Genomic DNA, 18226 nt, shown 5'->3' on the forward strand with positions numbered 1-18226 from the left:
GGCGCCTGTTCATATGGGGTCGCGCTTGCCGGACGCCGGCCGCGCAGGCAGACAATACTACGCAAACCACAGGCGCCGCGCTTGCCGCGCCGGATCCCGCGGCAGGCCGGAAAACTTGCGCCAGATCAAACCGCTGGCGGGCGCACCCGCCCTAAGATCGCCATCCGCCCCCCAAGGAGACGAGCTTGAACTCGACCGCCGACATCTGCACCGAAGCCGAAATCCGCGACCTGGTGCACGCCTTCTACGGCAAGGCGCGCGCCGACGCGCAGCTGGGCCCGGTCTTCAACAGTCAAGTGCACGACTGGGACGAGCATCTGGCGACCCTGTCGGATTTCTGGTCCGCCGTGCTGCTGGGCACACGCCGCTTCACCGGCATGCCCATGCCCAAGCATGCCGCCATGCCGCATCTCAGCGCGGAACTGTTCGAGCGCTGGCTGGCGCTGTGGCAGGAGACCACCGACGCCCTGCCCAACCGCGCCCTGGCCGACGCGGCACAGGAAATGGCCAGGCGCATGGCGCGCAGCCTGTGGTACGGCTACCAGCTCAGCCGCGATCCCAACCAGCCGCTGACCGAGTTGCGCCCGGCCTGATCACTCCACTCGCCACCAGCCGGGCAACAAGCCGCGCACCTTGGCGCGGCGGTAGCGGTCGTCGATCAGGTGCACCGTGCCCACGTCGTGTTCCGTGCGGATGACGCGGCCCGCCGCCTGCACCACCTTTTGCATGCCGGGGTACAGGTAGGTGTAGTCGTAGCCGTTCTCCACGCCATAGCGCAAGTCCATGGCGCGCTTCATGTTCTCGTTCACGGGATTCACCTGCGGCAACCCCAGCGTGGCGATGAACGCGCCGATCAGCCGCTTGCCGGGCAGGTCCACGCCTTCTGAAAAAGCGCCGCCCAGCACCGCGAAACCCACGCCCTGCCCCGTTTCGGTAAAGCGCGCCAGGAACGCGGCGCGGCCCGCCTCGTCCATGCCCGGCGTCTGCAGCCAGATCGGCACCGAAGGATGGCGCTCGCGCATCAGGTCCGACACCTGGCGCAGATAGTCGAAGCTGCTGAGAAAGCCCAGGTAGTTCCCCGGCCGCTCGGCGTATTGCCGCGCAATCAGTTCGACGATGGGCGACAGCGAGCGCTCGCGGTCGCGATAGCGCGTGGACACATTGCCCACCACCCTCACCGCCAGCTGCTCGGCCTGGAATGGCGCGGCCACGTCGAGCCAGGGGGTGGCCGCGGGCAGGCCCAGCGTGTCGCGGTAGAACTGCTGCGGGCTCAGCGTGCCCGAGAACAGCACCGTGGCGTGCGCGGCCGCGTAACGCGCCGCGAGGTACGGCGCCGGGATCACGTTGCGCACGCACAGCACGGAGGGCGGCGTCTTGGCGCCGGCCGCGCTGGCGTCCGACAAGGTCACGTCGAACAGCGCATGCGAGCCGAATTGCTCGGCCAGGCGCATGAACTGCAAGGCCTCGAAATAGAACCCCAGCACGGGATCATCCTGCGGCAACGGGTTTTCGGCCATGTGCTCCATGATCGCGCCGACCGCCTTCTGCACCGCGGCCAGCACCCCGGCCGCGACTTCGTCATAGGCCTGGTAGCGCTCCGCCTGCTTCTTGTTGAGCGCGTTCCATGAGCGCTGCAAGCCATCCAGGGACTTCTTCAACCCCTTGGGCGCGGCGTAGCGCGCCGCCGCCAGCGAGCCCTGGTCGAGCTCGCCCGTGTACATGCGGCGCGCCCGGTCGACCAGGTTGTGGGCCTCGTCCACCAGCACGGACACCTTCCACTGGTAGGCCTGCGTCATGGCGTACAGCATTGCCGTGGCGTCGTAGTAGTAGTTGTAGTCGCCCACCACCACGTCGCTCCAGCGGATCAGCTCCTGCGACAGGTAGTACGGACAGACCTGGTGTTCGCGCGCGGCCGCGGCCACCGTCGCGGCATCCAGCCGCGCGTGCGCCAGCGCGGCCTCGCGCGCCTGCGGCAAGCGGTCGTAGAAGCCCTGGGCCAGCGGACAGGATTCGCCATGGCAGGCCAGGTCCGGATGCACGCAGGTCTTGTCGCGCGCCTGCAGATCCAGCACCCGCAAGCCGGGCGCGGCGGGCTGCGCGTTGACCGTGTCCAGCGCCTCCAGTGCCAGGCCGCGGCCCGGGCTCTTGGCGGCCAGGAAGAAGATCTTGTCCAGGCCCGCGCCCGGGCTGGCCTTGAGCAGCGGAAAAATCGTCCCCAGCGTCTTGCCTATGCCGGTGGGCGCCTGCGCCATCAGGCAACCGCCGTCGCGGGCCGTGCGGTACGCGGCCACGGCGAGCTCGCGCTGACCCGCGCGGAATTCGCCGTGCGGAAACTTCAGCGCCTCCAACGCCGCGTCGCGCGACTGGCGGTGCGCCAGTTCCGTCGCCGCCCTGGCCAGGAATCGTCCGCATTGCTCGCGGAAGAACGCCTCCAGCGCGGCGGCCTCATGCGTTTCCACCAGCACCGTCTCTTCCTCGGTGACCACGTTGTAGTACACCAGCGCCACGCGCAGGCTTGCGAGTCCGCGCGCCTGGCAGAGCAGATGCCCATACACCTTGGCCTGCGCCCAATGCACGGCGCGGTGGTTGTCGCGCACGCTATCGAGTTGGCCGCGGTAGGTCTTGATTTCTTCGAGTTGCTTGGCCACGGGGTCGTAGCCGTCGGCGCGGCCGCGCACCAGCAGATTTTCATGCTGGCCGGACAGCGCCACCTCGGTCTCGTAATCCGGCCCCCGGCGGCCCGTCACGGCCGCGTGGCCCGCCATGCCCTCCAGGCCGGTGGGCGCGGGCGTGAAGCGCAGGTCCAGATCCCCTGCCCGCGCCGTGAATTCGCACAGGGCGCGCACCGCCACGGCATAGCTCATGCACCGTCCTCGCGCCAGCTGACGTGGCACACCCGCACCGGCATGCCATGCGACACGCAATACCGCAGCCAGCGGATCTGGTTGTCCTGCAGCTTGTCGCCCGGCCCCTTGACCTCGATCAGTTCATAGCGGCGCTCGGCCGGCCAGAAGCGGATCAGGTCCGGCAGGCCGGAGCGGTTGGTCTTGACGTCGCGCAGCAGGCGTTCGAAGTACAGCTTCAAGTGGGCGGCAGGCAGGCAGTCCAGCGCCTGCGTCAGCAGGTCCTCCGACAGCGCGCCCCAGAAAACGAAGGGCGATTGCAGGCCGGATTTTTCGACATAGCGTTGCAGGATCAGGTCGCGGTAGCCCGGCGTGTCCAGCTGCGCCAAGCACTGGGTGAACAGCGCCGCGCGGCGCTCATGGAAATCCGGCGCGTCCAGGTCGGCCGGGCCGCGTTGGAACGGGTGGAAGAAAGCGCCCGGCAAGGGCGCGAACACCGCGGGCCAGCACAGCAGTCCGAACAACGAATTGATCAGCGCATTTTCCACGTAGTGCACGGGCGCATCGTCGCGGTGCAGGTGGTCGCGCGTGACGAACTCCACCGAAGCGGGCTCTGCCGGCCGCGCCAGCGTCAGATCGGTGCGCAGCAAGGCGGGAGCCGGTTCGCGCGCCGGAGCGCCCTGCCCTGCGCCACGGTACAGCCGCGGCAGCATGCGCGCCAGGCGCTGGCTTTCCTCTTCGCTTTCAGGCTGAGCCTGGGCCTGCAGCGCCAGGGCCAATGCGTCGCCGTGCCGCGCCATGCGCTCATACACGCGGATGCGGCGGTGGCGCGCGCCGGGATACGCGCAGGCCTCGTACACGCGTTGCGCGGTGCCCCAGTCCTGCAACCGCTCGCAAGCCTGCCCAATGCGCAGCAGAACCTTGGCCCGGCGCTTTTCCAGCCAGGGGTTGCCGCTGGCGCAGGCCTGGACGGCCAGCATCAGCGCATCGGCATCGGCCCCCTCTTCCAGCGCGACGCGGCAGGCGTGCAGCGCCAGATAGCAGTCCACGTCTTCACGCGTCTGGAACGCGCGCGACGAAGCGTCGAACGGCACGGTCTCGTACTGGAACACGCCCAGGTCGGCCAGCACGAACTCCGACCAGTCCTGGTGCAGATTGCCGAAAAACATCAGGCGGAATCGCTCGCAGATGTCCGATACGGTGACCCGCCAGACCGACTCGTCCGCCGCGGGATTCCAGTCCGCATAAGGCCGCGCCTCCGCGTGCGCCGCGCGCGCGGCCTCCAGCAGATCGCCCTTGCGCGAGGCGGACTTGGCCGGCAGCTGCGCAAACATGCGGTTCAGCTCCGGCTTGGTATGCAGGCCGAAGAGTTCATCCAGCGTCATCGGCGCCTGCGCGTCCAGCCAGCCCAATTGCAGCAGCGGGCCCGCGGCGGCCTCCGTCGCGCCGATCTCTTCGTAGGTCAGCCGGCTGGCGCGGAACCAGGGGCCGCGCCGCATCAGCATGCGCACCATCAGGGCCTGGGATGCCTGCGGCAAGGCGGGAAATTCCGCCATGAAGCGGCGCTCGGCGTCGTCCAGCAGGTCGGCGTAGCGCTCGCCCACCCAGGTCAGCGCGCGCTGGAAGTTGTGCAGATAGTAGTAACGGTAGGCGGGAAACATCGGCCGGGCCGGAGGACTGGATATTTATCCAGCAATCATAGCAGGCGCGCCCGGCCCGCGTCCCGCGCTTCAGGCCTGCCCGTGGCGCACCAGAACGAAACCTTCGTCTTCTTCCGGCTCGACGAAGTACGCCGTGATCGCGTCGTATTGTTCGTCCGTGGTGGTGTATGGGTGCGTGCCCGAGGCATTGCGCGCGCGCAGCCTGGCCTTGCAGACCTCGTCGGGCAGATCCAGGAAATGCAGCTGATGGGCGCAGCCGGCCTCTTGCGCCACCTGGCGTAGCCATGCGCGGCTGCGCCGCGTGTTGGCCGGGAAGTCCAGCACCACCGACAAACCCGCCCTGACCAGCGCCGCCACATGGCTGCCCATGGCGTTGCGCAGGCGGCTGGCGCAGCGGGCGTAGTCGGTCAGGTCCACGATCTCTCCGGGGTACAGCGTCGCCAGCCAGCTGTCCTCGCTGAGCAGGATGGTGCCGGGCCGCGCCGCCAGCGCCTGCGCCAGCGTGGATTTGCCGGCGCCGATCTTGCCGCACAGGAAGTGCAGCATGGGCGTGGCCGTGGAGGAAGGTTCTGTGGACATCATGAAGTGCTCTCCTGGAAAAAACTGCGGCAGGAGGCGGGCCAACAAAAAACCCGCCTCTGGCGGGTTTATGTAGCGATGTACCGACGCGCGCTAACCCACCATGGACCTGATGGTGGTAATAATCAGCGCGAAGGCGGTTGCGGGGCTATGCATGTGGCGTAGCTTGCGCCCGGCATCGGGGCTTGTCAAATCGCCCATGAAAAACGCGGCGCCGGCAGCCGCAAGGGCTTGCCGGCGCCGCGCGCGCGGTCAGGCGTCAACGCGCCGGCTGCGGCGCCGCCCCCACATCCTTGCGCACCTTGGCCACGTCGGCGGCGGTGACGGCCGCCCCCTGGTTGCCCCAGCTGGACCGCACGAACGTCACCACGTCGGCGACCTCCTTGTCGGTCATGCGCCAGTCAAAGCCCGGCATCGCGTAAGCAGTCGGCGCGGCGGCGGTGGCCGGCATCTGCGCGCCCTTGAGCACGATGTGGATCAGGGACGCGGGGTCCGCCGAGTTCACCGTGGAGCTGAGCGCCAGCTGCGGGAAGGTTTCCGCATAGCCCTTGCCCGTGCTGCGGTGGCAGGCCGCGCAGTTGTTGAGGAAAGCCATGGCGCCGTCGCCCTTGTCGTGCCCTGTGCGCAGCGCCTGCGCCACGGACTCGTTGTAGGCCAGCGGCTTGGTGGCGTCCTTGTTCACCGGCGGCAGGCTCTTCAGATAGGCCGCGATGGCGTTCAGGTCGGCATCGGACAGATGCTGCGTGCTGTCGCCCACCACCTGAGCCATGCCGCCGAAAGCCGCGGAATGGCCGTTGCGGCCGGACTTCAGGAAGGCCACGATGTCCGCCTGGCTCCAGCTGCCCAGGCCGTCGGTGGTGTCGCCGCGCAGGTTCTTGGCCAGCCAGCCTTCGACCACGCCGCCGGACAGGAAGGCCGAGCCGTCCGCCTCGGTCAACGCCTTTTCCTGCAAGGCGACGCCGCGCGGCGTGTGGCAGGTGCTGCAATGGCCCAGGCCTTCGACCAGGTACTGGCCGCGCAAGAGCGCGGCGCGGTCGGCGCCCTGGGTGTCAGCCGTCACCGGCGCCGTGGCCACGTCGGGCGCAAACATCCAGCGCCACACGCCCAGCGGCCAGCGCATCGACAAAGGCCAGATGATGTCCGTGTCCTTGTTCTCCTGCTTCACCGGCTCGACGCCGTGCATGAAATAGGCGTACAGGGCCTTCACATCCTCGGGCGTGACCTTGGCGTAGGCGGTGTACGGCATCGCCGGATACAGCGAGTGTCCGTCCTTGGCCACGCCGTGGCGCACGGCACGGTCGAAGTCCTCGTAGGAGTAGCCGCCGATGCCGGTGTCCTTGTCGGGCGTGATGTTGGTGGAATAGATCATGCCCAGCGGCGAATCGATGCCCAGGCCGCCCGCGAACGGCTTGCCGTCCTTGGCCGTGTGGCAGGCGATGCAGTCGCCGGCGCGCGACAGGTACTCGCCCTGCTTGATCATCTGGGCGTCGGCGGCGGCCGGCGTGCCGTCCGCGGCGAACGCGGCGCTGGCCGCCAGGGCGGAGATGGCCGCAACAATGGTCTGCTTAATCATTGTGCCGTCTCCTTAAGCCTGGACCAGCGGGCCGGGGTTCTTCAGGTACAGGTCGCGGATCGCCTGCGCCGACCAATAGGCCAGCGCCCCGACCAGGCCGGTGGGGTTGTAGCCCATGTTCTGCGGGAACACGCAGGCGCCCATCACGAACAGGTTGGGCACGTCCCAGCTCTGCAGGTACTTGTTGACCACGCTTTCCTTGGGATTGGAGCCCATGATGGCGCCGCCCGTGTTGTGCGTGCTCTGGTAGACCCGTGTGTCGTAGCGCGCGCCCTTCTTGCGCACCCCCACGGCATACTTTTCGGGCTTCATGGCCTTGGCCACTTCTTCCATGCGCTTGCCCATGTAGCCCAGCATGTCGAATTCGTTGTCATGCCAGTCGAAGGTCATGCGCAGCAGAGGCTGGCCGAAGCTGTCCTTGTAGGTGGGGTCCAGCGACAGGTAGGCGTCGCGGTACGACATCACTGAACCGGAAATGCCTATGGTCATGTGGCGCTGGTAGGCGTCCTGCACCCCGGCCTTCCAGCCCGTGCCCCAAGTGGGCGTACCCGGCATGGTGGGCGTCTGCTTGATCGGACGGCCGCCGTAGCGCACGTGGCGGATGCTGGCGCCGCCCAGGAAACCCAGGGGACCGTGGTCGAACTGGTCGCCGTTCAGGTCGTCCATGCCCACGCCGCCCGCGCCCGTGCCCACGAAGGGGTTGAGCTGGGTGCCCTTGGGCAGCAGCACGCTGACGCCGCCGTTCATCTGGTAGGCGTAGTTCTTGCCCACCACGCCTTCATTGGTCTTGGGATCGTAGGGCTTGCCGATGCCGGACAGCAGCAGCAGGCGCACGTTGTGCATCTGGTAGGCCGACAGGATCACCAGGTCCGCCGGCTGCTCCACTTCGCGGCCTTGCGCGTCGATGTAGGTCACGCCCACGGCCTTCTTGCCGCTGGAATCCAGATTGACCTTGATCACGTGCGAATGCGTGCGCAGTTCGAAGTTGGGCTTCTTCAGCAGCACCGGCAGGATGGTGGTCTGCGGCGAGGCCTTCGAATACATGTAGCAGCCGTAGTTCTCGCAGAAACCGCAGAAATTACAGGGCCCCAGGCGCACGCCATATGGGTTGGTGTACGGACCCGAGGCATTGGCCGCGGGCGCCGGATACGGATGGAAGCCGACTTCGCGCGCCGCCTTGTCGAACAGCTGGGCGCCGTAGGTGGTGGTCAGGGGCGGCAGCGGGAATTCCTTGCTGCGCTTGCCTTCCAGCGGGTTGCCGCCTTCGACGATCTGGCCGTTCAGGTTGCCGGCCTTGCCGGAGGTGCCGCAGACGTATTCGAACTTGCTGAAGTACGGCTCCAGCTCGTCATAGGTCACGCCGAAATCCTGGATGGTCATGCCTTCAGGAATGAAGCTCTTGCCATAGCGCGTTTCGTAGCGGGTGCGCAGCTCCAGCTCTTCGGGCAACACGCGGTAGTGCATGCCGTTCCAGTGGAAGCCCGCCCCGCCCACGCCCGTGCCCAGCAGGAACGAACCGTTCTGCCGGTACGGCACCGCCACATCGTCCACGCCATGGCGGATGGTCACGGTTTCCTTGGACAGGTCCTGGAACAGCTTGCCGCGCACGGAATACGCCAGCTCGTCCGCAACCTTGGGGTACTCGGCGTCCTTGGGCGTGTCCTGCATCGCGCCGCGCTCCAGCGCCAGCACGTGCAACCCGGCCTCGGTCAGCTCCTGGCCGAGGATCGCGCCGGTCCAGCCGAACCCGACCAGCACCGCATCGACTTTGTCTTTTTTGATCGCCATGGCTTAACCCTTCTCCCCAGAGATCGACACGGGGCCGTAGGGATACTTCGCGTTGGGCTGGTCGGCCCAGTCCATGAAGTCCGCGCGCGCACCCGGGAAACCCACCATCTTCCAGCCCACCATGTTCTTGTTGCCGCCGTACATCGGATCGGCGAAAAAACCTTCCTTCGTGTTGGAGAGCAGGAAACTGAAGAACGTCCTGGCGGGCACGCTCTCGAATTCGATCTTGCCGCCTTGCAGGTCCTTGAGGATCTGCTCTTGCAGCGCCTTGTCCAGTTCGGCATAGACCTTGCCGTGCGTCTTCACGCACCAGGCGTCACAGGCCTCGATGCCGTGGCGGTAGACCTCGCGGGGATTCTGGTTCAGCTGGTAGCCCAGTTCCGGCACCTGGTCGGTGTGGAACGGACCTTGCATGTACCAGAGCTTGCCGTGGCCGAACGGGGTTTCCATCTGGCGGTCGATGAACTCCGGCACGCCGGCCTCGATGGCGCCGGGACCGTACTGGTCTGCGGGAATCAGATGATCCACCGCGGCCACGATGAAGGCCCATTCGGCCTTGGTGAAGTAGGTGGGTTCGTAGGGCTTGGCCGCGCGCGCAGCGGCGCTATCCGGCTCGTTGGTACAGCCGGTGGTCATTGCGCCCACCGCCAGCGTCGACGCCGGCACGATGGCCAACGCCTGCAGGAACCGCCTGCGCGGCTTTGCGTCTTCTGTCATAGACATCTCCGTGAATACTCCAAGTTGTCCTAGCTACCGAACATGAACCTGGGAACACGAACCGCCGAGCTAGTGACAACACGCTCTTCGCTTACAGAAAATCGACCCGATCCCCATGACATGCAGCTTGGGAAAGGGTGCGCACATTATGCGCTTTTTAAGCCATCTGATACGCTCAACAGACCATATCAGATCGATTTTCTTGACATGAAAATAAGTTTTGCATTAAGGACAAAGTAAGAAACCCGCTTGCGCGGGTTTCATGTCACTGCGGTGCGCGGCTAGCGCGCGATTGCGGCCTTGCCGCCGGCGAGCCGCTATCGTCAGGACTCGTCGAACAGCCGGCCGTATCCGGGCCTTGCCTTGGCCCCTCCCCCCGCAAGCCGCACGGCGTCCCAGAACCCCGCCGGCGAACTCGACACCACTGGCACGCCCAGGCGGCGCTCGACTTCGGGTATGGCGTCCAGCGTCAGCAAGCCGCCGCAAGACAGCAGGATGCCGTCGCTATCGGGCGCCGTTTCGAAGGCACGCACGCACAGGTCGACCAGCGTGGCCGTATCCACGCGCGCCATGGCCTCCACGCCCGTGATGCCAAGGCTGCGGCAGCCGGTGGGAACCAGGCTCTCTTCGGCCAGGAATGCCGCCAGGCGCTCGTTCACATCGTCGATATAGGCCGTCGCCAACGCGACGCGGCGCACGCCCAGGCCGCGCAATCCGTTCAGGACCGCCGTGCTCATGGTCGTGCATGGCAGTCCCGTGGCTTCGCGCATCGCTACGGTCAACGCGGCATTGAAGGCCGCGCCCCGGTAGAAGCTGAGCGAGGTGCCCATCAGCGAAACCACCGCCGCACCCTGCTTTTGCAGGCGGCGCGCATGGTCCACCACCGATTCGATCACGGCGTCATAGCCTTCCGGCGTGACGGAGCCCAGCCCCAGCCCGCTGGCAATGAAGGGCAGATCGGGATAGAGCCGCGCCCCATCCGCCGGCACCAGACCCGCGGCGGGCGGCACGATCATGCCGATGGTGGGAGTGCTTGCTTGCTGCATGAAAAGTTCTCCTACTGTGGATACCGAAAATCTCAAGGGGCGAAGGTCAGCTTGGCGCGCGAGATCAGGTCGACCCAGCGCTGCTCCTGCGCGGGCAGCCACGCGGCGAGCGCGTCGGCGGGCTGGTAGCGCACCAGCGAACCCTGCGCGATGAAAGCTTCCCGCAGCTTGGCGTCGGACAATACCTGCGGCAGCGCCTGCGTGATCCTTGCCAGCGCGGCAGGCGGCGTCTTGGCTGGCGCCAGCAGGAAGATCGCCGGGGTCGCGTCAAAGCCCGGCAGCGTCTCTGCCACGGTCGGCACATCCGGCAAGCCCGGGAACCGCTCGGCGCCCAGCACCGCCAGAATGCGTATGCGCCCCGCGCTTGCCTGCGGAATCACCGCCGGCAGGCTGGAAATGGCGGACGACACCTGATCCGATGCGACCGCCTGGGTGGCCGGGCTGCCGCCCTTGTATGGCACATGCACCAGATCCACGTTGGCCATGGACTTGATCAGTTCGCCACCCAGATGATGCATGGAGCCCACGCCTACGGAGGCATAGGTGTAGCGGGCCGGCTCCTTGCGCGCCATGGCCAGCAGGTCCGGCAGCGTGCGCGCCGGGCTGGCTGCGGGTACCGCCAAGGCCAGCCCGGCGTCGCCCACCATGGCGACCGGCGTGAAGCTCGTGTTCATCCGGTAATTGACCTTCGGATAGATGTGCGGCGCAAGCAGCAGCGAGGTATCCGCCAACAGCAAGGTCGCGCCGTCGGGCTCGGCGCGCGCCACCACGTCGGCGGCGATGGTGCCTCCAGCCCCCGCGCGATTTTCCACCACCACCGGCCGGTCGATCGCCTGCGCCAGCCCCTGGGCCAACAGGCGCGCCAAGGTATCGACGCCGCCGCCCGGCGAGAACCCGACCACGATCTTGACCGGCGTGGTCTGCGCCTGCGCGGCCGGACTGGCGGCGGCGATGAACAAGGCGGCCGCAAGGCCTGCAACTCGATGGAACACGGCTAGTCTCCTGCTTCTGTTTTTGATCGATGGCGCAAAAACGCCGGACAGCATCGCGCCCCGGCCGGCGCCGGTAAACGCGGTGGACAAGGTTCAATTGACCGGCTTGGTATGCCTGCCCGCGGTGCGCGGGCCATACAGCCAGGCAAGCGTGGCCGCGGCCGGCGCGGCCTGCTCCGCGGCGCGCATGCTGCCTACCGCGGCGTACAGCCCCTGCGGAAAGCGCTCGGCGAACTCGCGGAACTGCTGCCCGCCCTCGACGATGTGGCGGGTGGCGGCCTGCGAGGCCGCACGCTCGTCGCCGTCCAGCACCGCCTCCAGCACGCCGGCGTGTTCCCGCCAGGAACAGGCAAGGCGGCCCGGCTGGTCGAAATGCCGCAGCCGGTACGGATGGGTGCGCTTGCGTATCGCCATGATCTGCTGGATCAGGTAGCTGTTGCCGCTGGCGCGATAGAGGATGTCGTGGAACGCGAGATTCGCCGCGGCGTAGCCGCCGGGACGGCTTGCGGCCCGGGCCGGCTCGGCGTCGCGGTGCGCAGCCAGCAGTTCGGCGCGCCCGGCCTGGGTGATGCGCTGGCTGGCCAGCCCCGCGCACAGCCCTTCCAGATAGGCCAGGGTTTCGAACATATTGGCCAGTTCGCCGGGTTCCAGCGCCGCCACGAAGATGCCGACACGCGGCTTGATGTGCACGAAGCCCTGGGCCGAAAGCTGCAGCAAGGCGTCCCGCACGGGCGTGCGCGAAACGCCGCAACGTTGCGCCAGCAACGCCTCGTCCAGCGCCAGGCCCGGAGGCAACTCGGCATTGACGATCTGATCCTCCAGCGTCTGCCGTATCCGATCAGCCGCCGTGGCGGGGTAAGGCTTCTGCATCACGATTCCTAGCGGGCAACAGTGGAAGAATTATCGTCAGGGAGATCTGATATATCAACGCACGCCCGCGCTCCGGCAAGCCGCGCGCCGTTCTGATTTTCTTGACAGGAAAACGCCTTCTGCATTAATGACAAGGCATGCCGCGCTGGACGCGATCCGCACACCTATGGATATCCAATGAACGACAAGACCAAGACTTGGCGCAGCACCACGACGACGCGCAGCTGGAGCGCCGCGCAGGACCTGACGCCCGAACAGCGCGCCAACATCGAAGCACTGCTGGACGGCGGGATGGACGGCGCCACGGTCAACGAGACCTGGAGCTATGCCGGCACCGAAAACGGCGAGTCCTTCAAGGTCGAGATCAAGAACGGCGCGGTCACGGTCAATGGCCGCAAGTACGACAGCCTGGACGACGTGCCGCGCGCCGAACGCGAACGCATCGAGGCATTGCGCGCCGGCCAGGGCGACGGCGGCCTGTGGGACATGCTGCGCAATGCCGGCGTGGACGTGGAGAACCTCGCGCCGGGATTGAAGCCGCAGGACGCCAAGCCTGAATTCGTGATCGAGACCGATGACCCGGCGCCGACCCGCGCCCCGGCGGCATCCGTTCAGTCCGCCCCGAACACGGGCCTGCCGCCGGGCGCCGTGCCGCCCAAGGGCGGCGGCCTGCGCAGGACGCTGCTGATCGGCGTCGCGATCGGCCTGGGCTGGTGGGTGGCGCGGGCGCTGAACCTGTTCTGAGGCATGCTCCCGGCGAATTGTTTCAAAACTTGGCCGCCGCACGTGGCAACGCCATGCGCGACATGCATGGAAACATAAGGACAGAACCCGCCAGGAGCAGCGCGCCTACGATCTGGGATTCCCGATGCGCGCCATCTGCGCGCCTGGAGTCCGGATGCGCGTACTGCACTCGCTCAGAGCCCGTATCGCCGCCAGCCTGGCAGGCATAGGCTCTCTGCTCGCCGCGGCCAGCGTCGCGATTTACGGCGCCTACGGCAAGCTCAACCGCGCGTCCGAACCGGTATATGGCCCAGATGTCTCGATCCAGACAGGCCAGTGGCAGGTGGTGCCGCGCCGCGCCTGGACCGCGTCCACCCCCAAGGTCTACGGCGTGCCGGTCAAGCCAGGTGCCACCGCGCTGGTGGTCGAGGCCGACCTCACCAACCGCACGGCCGAATCGAGCGCCGACTATCTCGGACTGCTGCGCTGGAATGCGCCGCTGGGAGCGGCTGCCGGCAAGCCCATGGTGGTCGGCCTGCGCGACTCGCAGCAAATGCCTTATCTGCAGCCCGGCCTGCCCGAGCGCATGGCCTTCGTCTGGATGCTGCCGCCCGCGGCCGCGGCGCCCGTGCGCACCGCGCTTGCCCTGCAGAGCAAGATCTACAAGCCCGTCGACAATTTGTACGGCGCGCCGGGCTGGTTCAATCCCGCGAACGTGGGCCGGATCGAGTTGCCGATAGCCCCGGACGGCGCACCGGAGTCAGCGCCATGAGCGCGCGGCTGGGCACGCTGCTGCTGGTGCTGGCCGCCGCGCTGGCCCTGTACGCCATGCAGCGCAGCACGCCCCGCTACATGGCGCTGACCGGACCCATCACGGCAAGCGGCGCAATGGGACAGACGGTGAGCGCCAGGCAGTTCGACGTCACCGTGGAGCGCGTGCAGTTCGCGCAGCAATTGCACTACCGCAGCCTGAGCGCTACGCAGACGCGCACGACGGGCGGCGTATGGGCCATCGTCTGGCTGCGCCTGGCGGCCCGGGACACGTCGGCCACTGTCGGCGAAGCCGCCTGGCTCGGACCCGACGGCCTGGCCTACCGCCACACGGACCGTCTCGTGCTCGCGCGCAACCAGCCGCCCCACGCAGTGGAACCGGGCCTGCCGCGCACCGTGCGGCTGGTGTTCGAGATCCGGCCCGATCAGGCGCGCAACGCCACGCTGCTGCTGTCCGCGCGCTATGACCCGCGCCTGGATTCGCAGGTGCGCATTGCGCTGGACGACATCCCGCTGGACGCCTCCGGCCGGCCCGTCAGCGCCACCAGCTACGATCTCGAACAGGAGGCCGCCCCATGAATGATGCGGCCGCGAGCGAACGCCGCTGGCGCCGCCGCAGCCTCTGGTTGCTGCCCATCTTGCTGGCCCTGACGCTGTACTGGAGCGCCCGCGACAGCGTGGCACGCTGGCTCGAGGGCCGCGAACTGCGGCCGCGCGAGATAGCGGCTGGCGCGCAGGCGCCGCTAGGCGGCGCGCAATGGCAGTTGCGGCAATTCGCGGTGCTGGAGCCGCCGGCCGGCAGGGGCTGGCAGCCCGGCTCGCGCGCCGCGCTGGCCGCCTTCTCCGTGCAGGTGCAATCTGCCGATCTGCCCACGCGCTGGCGCGGCTGCCGCATTGCGCTGCATGATGCGCAGGGGCGCACCTGGCTGCCCGCCATCGCCCCGGCCTTGCGCCTGCCGCGCGGCACCGCGCGCGGCTGCGTGGCCGCGGCCCACAGCGGCGCCGCCCCCGGCGCCAGCGTCGAAATCATGGAAGCCTTCATGGTGCCCGCCGACGCAGCCGCGCCCTGGTCGATCACCGTGTCCATCGATGCCGAGCGGCCCGCCTACCTGCGCTTCGCGCCGCCGGATCCTGCCGGCTGACTCATGCCGCGGGCGCGGGCGCCGCGCTGCGCATCTTCCAGGGCGCGTAAGCGCATTCCAGCACGGCGGCAAGAAAGCAGATGCGCAGGGGCTCGATCAGCAGGCCCGTGGAAGAATCGCGGAACGGACTGCCGAACAGCAGCGAAACGCCATGCGCCAGCACCTGCCAGGTATCCAGGTCGTTCGGACCGATCAGGCGCGCCGCGCCGTACCACAGCCACGCGGCGCCCCAGTCGATCAGGCGGTAGCCCACGATGAGCGTGACCAGCAGCAGCGCGCTGCTGTGAAAGGCCAACCGCACGCCGCTGGCCAGCGGCAGATAACGCTTGCGGTAGCCGGCCACGAAATGCTCGATGAAATCGCGCAGAAAACGCGGCACGGCGCGGTAGCGGTCGCCCAGCCGTTGCAGCCGTTGATAGCGCCTGAGATCGGCATCGTCGCGCACGTCATAGCCATAGACCAACGCGGCCATCACCAGCCATATCACCGGCAACAAGGCATAGAAGAACAGGCTGATCAGCGCCGTGCCCAGGCCGGGCCCTTGCGCCTCCACGGGCGTCATGCCCGCCGCCCAGGCATTCGTGACGGGCGTCAGCATGTTCATCAGGGACTGCAGCAACGCCTCCAGGCCGCGCCGGTCGGCCAGCCACTGCCACGCCTGGTCCTTCCAGCGGCTGATGACGTACAAGCCGATCAGCACCCAGTTGGTTTCGCATAGCACCACCAGCCATTGCCAGCGGCCCTTGCCCGTGCGGTCGCGCGCCGTCACCGCCGCCTTGCGCACCAGCCACGAAATCGCCACCGAGACCAGCAGCCAGCGGGAATCCAGCGCGTCCAGCACGTTGCCGTGCTCGCCCAGCGGATCCAGCCCGTAGGCCAGGCGCGAGTATTGCCGCACGATGTCGCCCAGAAAGCCCCAGGCCGCGTAGTAGGCGAAGAACGGCAGCAAGGCCACCGTCAAAGCCTGCCCCAGCCGCCCTCTGCTCCCGCCCGTCTCCGCCTGCCCGGCGCGCGCCGCTTCCTGCGCGCCGCGCAAGGCCGGCAGCCCCGGCAGCAGCACGAGAAACATCGCGACGGTGGTCACCAACTGAGCCAGCGCCACCAGCGTAAGCACGGCCAGGCCGGCGAGATGGTTGGCGAAGCCGGTCTGCGCCGCCACCCACAGCAGCACATCGCGGGCCAGCGTGCCTGCCAGCACCAGCGCCATCAATTGCGGCCAGAACCGCAGCCACAGCCGGCCGGTGAGCGCCCATGGCGCGAGTACGGACTCGAGCATGCCTACACCCTGCAGTGCGCGGATTGAAGCGGACGATGTTAATGCCGCCGGGACGCGCGGAGTGTTACCGCTCGCCACGATTGCGCACAGGGTGTCAATATGCGGACATGAGCACATTGACATTCCGCCCCGCCACCGCCGACGACGTCCCTGCCTGCGTGACGATCCGAGGCCTGACCAGAGAGAACGCATTTTCCGTGGAGCAACTGCGCGCGCTAGGCATCACCGAGGACAACTGGGCCGCCGGCGTACGCGCGGGCGATCTGCGTGGCTTCGTCGCCTGTGCGGACGGCCGTGTGACGGGCTACTGCTTCGGCGACCGCGAGACCGGTGAAATCGTGGTGCTGGCCCTGCTGCCCGAAAGCGAAAACCAGGGCGCAGGCAAGGCGCTGCTGCGGTTGATGGTCCAGCATCTGGCAAGCCTGGGACACGAACGCCTGTTCCTCGCCTGCGCCAGCGATCCCGCCGTGCGCTCCCATGGCTTCTACCGCCACCTGGGTTGGACACCCACCGGAGAACGCGATGACGCCGGCGACGACATCCTGGAACTGTCGATCAGATAGTTTCCAGGCGCCAGCCGCCGCTGCCCGCGGCCAGCCGGTGCGTCAGGTCCAGGCTGTCCATGAACGCGTCGTCATGGGACACCACGACCAGGGCGCCCCGGTAGGCGCGCAGCATCGCCTCCAATGCCTGCATCGACGGCAGATCCAGGTGATTGCTGGGTTCATCCAGCAACAGCAGCTGCGCGGGCGGGTCCGCGTACAGCGCGCAGGCCAGCGCGGCCTTCAGGCGCTCTCCTCCACTGAGTTCGCCGCTGGGCGCCGCGATCTTGCGCGCGTCCAGCCCCAGCTGGGCCAGGCGCGTGCGCAAGTCGGCTTGCGTCGCGCCGCGATTGGCCGCTTGCAGCTGCGCCAGCACGGACTGCTGCGGTGCCAGCATGGCTAATCGTTGATCCAGATACACGGCCTTTGCCGCGACTCGGCAGGTTCCGCCCGATGCCTGCAGCTGCCCCGCCAGCACCTTGAGCAAGGTCGACTTGCCGCAACCGTTCGGACCGACCACGCCCACGCGCTGCCGCCCGCTCAGCGCAAGGTCGATGCGGCGCGTGGCGGCCGGGACGAACGGCAGCTCCACCGCGTCCAGCTCGGCGACGCGCCGCTGCGCTGGCATTGCGGCTGGCGGCGCATGCAACACGATGGCGTCCTGCTCGTCGATCTGCCCAGCCGCCTCGCGCACGCGCAAGGCAAGCTGCTCGCTGGCGGCCTCATGCTGGCGACGCAGCTTGCCGGCGGAGGTTTCGCTGCGCGCCTTCTGCCGGCCCAGCAGGATCTTGGCCTGATTGGCGTCGCGCGCCTGCCGGTTGCCGCGCGCCTGGCGGCGCTCCTGGCGTTCGCGCTGTTCGCGCAGGGCCTGTTCTTCGCGTTGGCGCTCATGCTTGCGCTGCTCCAGCAGCGACAGCGCGCGGCCCCGTTCCTCTTCCTTGCGCTGCGCATAAAAGCTGTAGCCGCCGCCATACCCGCGCAACCCAAGCGGCGACAATTCCACGATGCGTTGCATCGCCTCCAGCAATTGCCGGTCGTGGCTGATCACCAGCAAACCGCGCGGCCAGCGTCGCAGCTGTTCGGCCAGGGCCAGCCGGTTCGGCCTGTCCAGGTGGTTGGTGGGTTCGTCCAGGATCAGGAAGTCGGCGTCCGACAGCAAGGCGCCGATCAGGGCGACACGCATGGTCTCGCCGCCGCTGAGCGCGGCGGCCGGCGTCGCGGCATCCAGGTGGCCCAGGCCGCAGCGTTCCAGTTCCTGCTGCAACGCAAGGCGCGCATCCCAGCGCTCGCCCACGATGTCGAAGTCCTCGGCGGCGGCGCTGCCCGCTTCGATGCGTCCCAGCGCAGCCAGCGTGGCCTGCATGCCCGCCAGGCCGGCCACGGTTTCCGCCGCGCCAGGCGCCGCCTGCTGGGCCAGGTAATGCACGCTGCCCGAACGCAGGCAGCGGCCGTGGGCCGGCGGCAGTTGTCCGGCAAGAATGCGGGCCAGCACGCTCTTGCCCACGCCATTGCGGCCCACCAGCCCGGCAGGCCGCAGGTCGAACTGTTCGTCGAGACCGGAGAATAATGTTCTGCCGTCCGGCAGAACATAAGACACGCCTTCCAGCGCGATATAGGGATTCGTCATGTGCAATTCCAAGGATGCCAAGAACTCCCCCTGCTCTTTGGGGGTGGGTGGAGACTGGCCGTCGCGAAGACGGCGG

The 18226-nt window shown here is 67.9% G+C and carries 17 protein-coding genes; 6 read left to right on the forward strand and 11 right to left on the reverse strand.

Features of this window, described 5'->3' with window-relative positions; all coding sequences use genetic code 11:
- The first annotated feature begins 185 nt into the window (after positions 1–185).
- The gene (locus ACZ5YA_RS07335) at positions 186–593 is read left to right on the forward strand and encodes a group III truncated hemoglobin (protein ID WP_059373127.1); all 408 of its coding nucleotides are present in this window, start codon (positions 186–188) and stop codon (positions 591–593) included.
- Here the strand turns inward: ACZ5YA_RS07335 and ACZ5YA_RS07340 are convergent, their stop codons facing one another.
- The 9 genes from ACZ5YA_RS07340 to ACZ5YA_RS07380 all read right to left on the reverse strand — a co-directional run bounded on the left by ACZ5YA_RS07340 (position 594) and on the right by ACZ5YA_RS07380 (position 12069).
- Complete coding sequence (locus ACZ5YA_RS07340) at positions 594–2864, reverse strand: ATP-dependent DNA helicase (RefSeq protein WP_280016212.1); 2271 nt, start codon at positions 2862–2864, stop codon at positions 594–596. It abuts the gene before it with no gap.
- On the reverse strand, positions 2861–4504 hold the full coding sequence (locus ACZ5YA_RS07345) for a VRR-NUC domain-containing protein (protein WP_464092276.1): 1644 nt from the start codon (positions 4502–4504) through the stop codon (positions 2861–2863). Before ACZ5YA_RS07345 ends, ACZ5YA_RS07340 begins: the two co-directional genes overlap by 4 nt.
- 69 nt (positions 4505–4573) lie before the next feature.
- Positions 4574–5086 (reverse strand): P-loop nucleotide/nucleoside kinase family protein, encoded by a 513-nt coding sequence (locus tag ACZ5YA_RS07350; protein ID WP_464092277.1) that lies wholly within the window; start codon positions 5084–5086, stop codon positions 4574–4576.
- A 256-nt stretch (positions 5087–5342) separates the two neighbouring features.
- On the reverse strand, positions 5343–6656 hold the full coding sequence (locus ACZ5YA_RS07355) for a cytochrome c (protein WP_059373137.1): 1314 nt from the start codon (positions 6654–6656) through the stop codon (positions 5343–5345).
- A 12-nt stretch (positions 6657–6668) separates the two neighbouring features.
- Positions 6669–8444 (reverse strand): GMC family oxidoreductase, encoded by a 1776-nt coding sequence (locus ACZ5YA_RS07360; protein WP_059373138.1) that lies wholly within the window; start codon positions 8442–8444, stop codon positions 6669–6671.
- A 3-nt stretch (positions 8445–8447) separates the two neighbouring features.
- Positions 8448–9161 (reverse strand): gluconate 2-dehydrogenase subunit 3 family protein, encoded by a 714-nt coding sequence (locus ACZ5YA_RS07365; RefSeq protein WP_059373140.1) that lies wholly within the window; start codon positions 9159–9161, stop codon positions 8448–8450.
- Positions 9162–9484: 323 nt separating this feature from the next.
- Positions 9485–10207 (reverse strand): arylmalonate decarboxylase, encoded by a 723-nt coding sequence (locus ACZ5YA_RS07370; protein WP_464092278.1) that lies wholly within the window; start codon positions 10205–10207, stop codon positions 9485–9487.
- Positions 10208–10239: 32 nt separating this feature from the next.
- Positions 10240–11199: a Bug family tripartite tricarboxylate transporter substrate binding protein gene (locus tag ACZ5YA_RS07375; protein ID WP_464092279.1), complete on the reverse strand. Its 960-nt coding sequence runs from the start codon at positions 11197–11199 to the stop codon at positions 10240–10242.
- A gap of 93 nt (positions 11200–11292) precedes the next feature.
- Complete coding sequence (locus ACZ5YA_RS07380; protein ID WP_118933295.1) at positions 11293–12069, reverse strand: GntR family transcriptional regulator; 777 nt, start codon at positions 12067–12069, stop codon at positions 11293–11295.
- A gap of 177 nt (positions 12070–12246) precedes the next feature.
- Between ACZ5YA_RS07380 and ACZ5YA_RS07385 the strand changes: the two genes are divergently transcribed.
- The 4 genes from ACZ5YA_RS07385 to ACZ5YA_RS07400 all read left to right on the forward strand — a co-directional run bounded on the left by ACZ5YA_RS07385 (position 12247) and on the right by ACZ5YA_RS07400 (position 14705).
- Positions 12247–12813 carry a hypothetical protein gene (locus ACZ5YA_RS07385; RefSeq protein ID WP_306637222.1) on the forward strand — a complete coding sequence of 189 codons (567 nt, stop codon included), beginning with the start codon at positions 12247–12249 and terminating at the stop codon, positions 12811–12813.
- 154 nt (positions 12814–12967) lie between these two features.
- Positions 12968–13564 (forward strand): hypothetical protein, encoded by a 597-nt coding sequence (locus ACZ5YA_RS07390; protein ID WP_251879741.1) that lies wholly within the window; start codon positions 12968–12970, stop codon positions 13562–13564.
- A complete protein-coding gene (locus tag ACZ5YA_RS07395) occupies positions 13561–14142 on the forward strand; it encodes a hypothetical protein (protein ID WP_280016218.1) in 582 nt (193 codons plus the stop codon). The genes ACZ5YA_RS07390 and ACZ5YA_RS07395 overlap by 4 nt, the downstream gene beginning before the upstream one ends.
- Positions 14139–14705, forward strand: a complete 567-nt coding sequence (locus tag ACZ5YA_RS07400; RefSeq protein WP_059373162.1) for a hypothetical protein — start codon at positions 14139–14141, stop codon at positions 14703–14705. The genes ACZ5YA_RS07395 and ACZ5YA_RS07400 overlap by 4 nt, the downstream gene beginning before the upstream one ends.
- A gap of 1 nt (position 14706) precedes the next feature.
- Here ACZ5YA_RS07400 and ACZ5YA_RS07405 read toward each other — a convergent pair whose 3' ends face one another.
- Positions 14707–15981, reverse strand: a complete 1275-nt coding sequence (locus ACZ5YA_RS07405) for a hypothetical protein (RefSeq protein WP_306637217.1) — start codon at positions 15979–15981, stop codon at positions 14707–14709.
- Positions 15982–16088: 107 nt separating this feature from the next.
- Between ACZ5YA_RS07405 and ACZ5YA_RS07410 the strand changes: the two genes are divergently transcribed.
- Positions 16089–16544, forward strand: coding sequence for an N-acetyltransferase family protein (locus ACZ5YA_RS07410; RefSeq protein ID WP_464092280.1), 456 nt, complete (start codon positions 16089–16091; stop codon positions 16542–16544).
- Here ACZ5YA_RS07410 and ACZ5YA_RS07415 read toward each other — a convergent pair.
- A complete protein-coding gene (locus ACZ5YA_RS07415; protein WP_464092281.1) occupies positions 16537–18150 on the reverse strand; it encodes an ATP-binding cassette domain-containing protein in 1614 nt (537 codons plus the stop codon). The two genes, ACZ5YA_RS07410 and ACZ5YA_RS07415, sit on opposite strands and share 8 nt — an antisense overlap.
- Between the last annotated feature and the right edge of the window lie 76 nt (positions 18151–18226).

This window comes from Achromobacter sp. JCM 18799 (assembly GCF_055395645.1).

Excerpts from the sequence above, each read along its gene's own strand:
- ACZ5YA_RS07340 (WP_280016212.1), bottom strand. The coding sequence starts at position 2,864 with ATGAGCTATGCCGTGGCGGTGCGCGCCCTGTGCGAATTCACGGCGCGG.
- ACZ5YA_RS07345 (WP_464092276.1), bottom strand. The coding sequence starts at position 4,504 with ATGTTTCCCGCCTACCGTTACTACTATCTGCACAACTTCCAGCGCGCG.
- ACZ5YA_RS07350 (WP_464092277.1), bottom strand. The coding sequence starts at position 5,086 with ATGATGTCCACAGAACCTTCCTCCACGGCCACGCCCATGCTGCACTTC.
- ACZ5YA_RS07355 (WP_059373137.1), bottom strand. The coding sequence starts at position 6,656 with ATGATTAAGCAGACCATTGTTGCGGCCATCTCCGCCCTGGCGGCCAGC.
- ACZ5YA_RS07360 (WP_059373138.1), bottom strand. The coding sequence starts at position 8,444 with ATGGCGATCAAAAAAGACAAAGTCGATGCGGTGCTGGTCGGGTTCGGC.
- ACZ5YA_RS07365 (WP_059373140.1), bottom strand. The coding sequence starts at position 9,161 with ATGACAGAAGACGCAAAGCCGCGCAGGCGGTTCCTGCAGGCGTTGGCC.
- ACZ5YA_RS07370 (WP_464092278.1), bottom strand. The coding sequence starts at position 10,207 with ATGCAGCAAGCAAGCACTCCCACCATCGGCATGATCGTGCCGCCCGCC.
- ACZ5YA_RS07380 (WP_118933295.1), bottom strand. The coding sequence starts at position 12,069 with ATGCAGAAGCCTTACCCCGCCACGGCGGCTGATCGGATACGGCAGACG.
- ACZ5YA_RS07385 (WP_306637222.1), top strand. The coding sequence starts at position 12,247 with ATGAACGACAAGACCAAGACTTGGCGCAGCACCACGACGACGCGCAGC.
- ACZ5YA_RS07390 (WP_251879741.1), top strand. The coding sequence starts at position 12,968 with ATGCGCGTACTGCACTCGCTCAGAGCCCGTATCGCCGCCAGCCTGGCA.
- ACZ5YA_RS07395 (WP_280016218.1), top strand. The coding sequence starts at position 13,561 with ATGAGCGCGCGGCTGGGCACGCTGCTGCTGGTGCTGGCCGCCGCGCTG.
- ACZ5YA_RS07400 (WP_059373162.1), top strand. The coding sequence starts at position 14,139 with ATGAATGATGCGGCCGCGAGCGAACGCCGCTGGCGCCGCCGCAGCCTC.
- ACZ5YA_RS07405 (WP_306637217.1), bottom strand. The coding sequence starts at position 15,981 with ATGCTCGAGTCCGTACTCGCGCCATGGGCGCTCACCGGCCGGCTGTGG.
- ACZ5YA_RS07410 (WP_464092280.1), top strand. The coding sequence starts at position 16,089 with ATGAGCACATTGACATTCCGCCCCGCCACCGCCGACGACGTCCCTGCC.
- ACZ5YA_RS07415 (WP_464092281.1), bottom strand. The coding sequence starts at position 18,150 with ATGACGAATCCCTATATCGCGCTGGAAGGCGTGTCTTATGTTCTGCCG.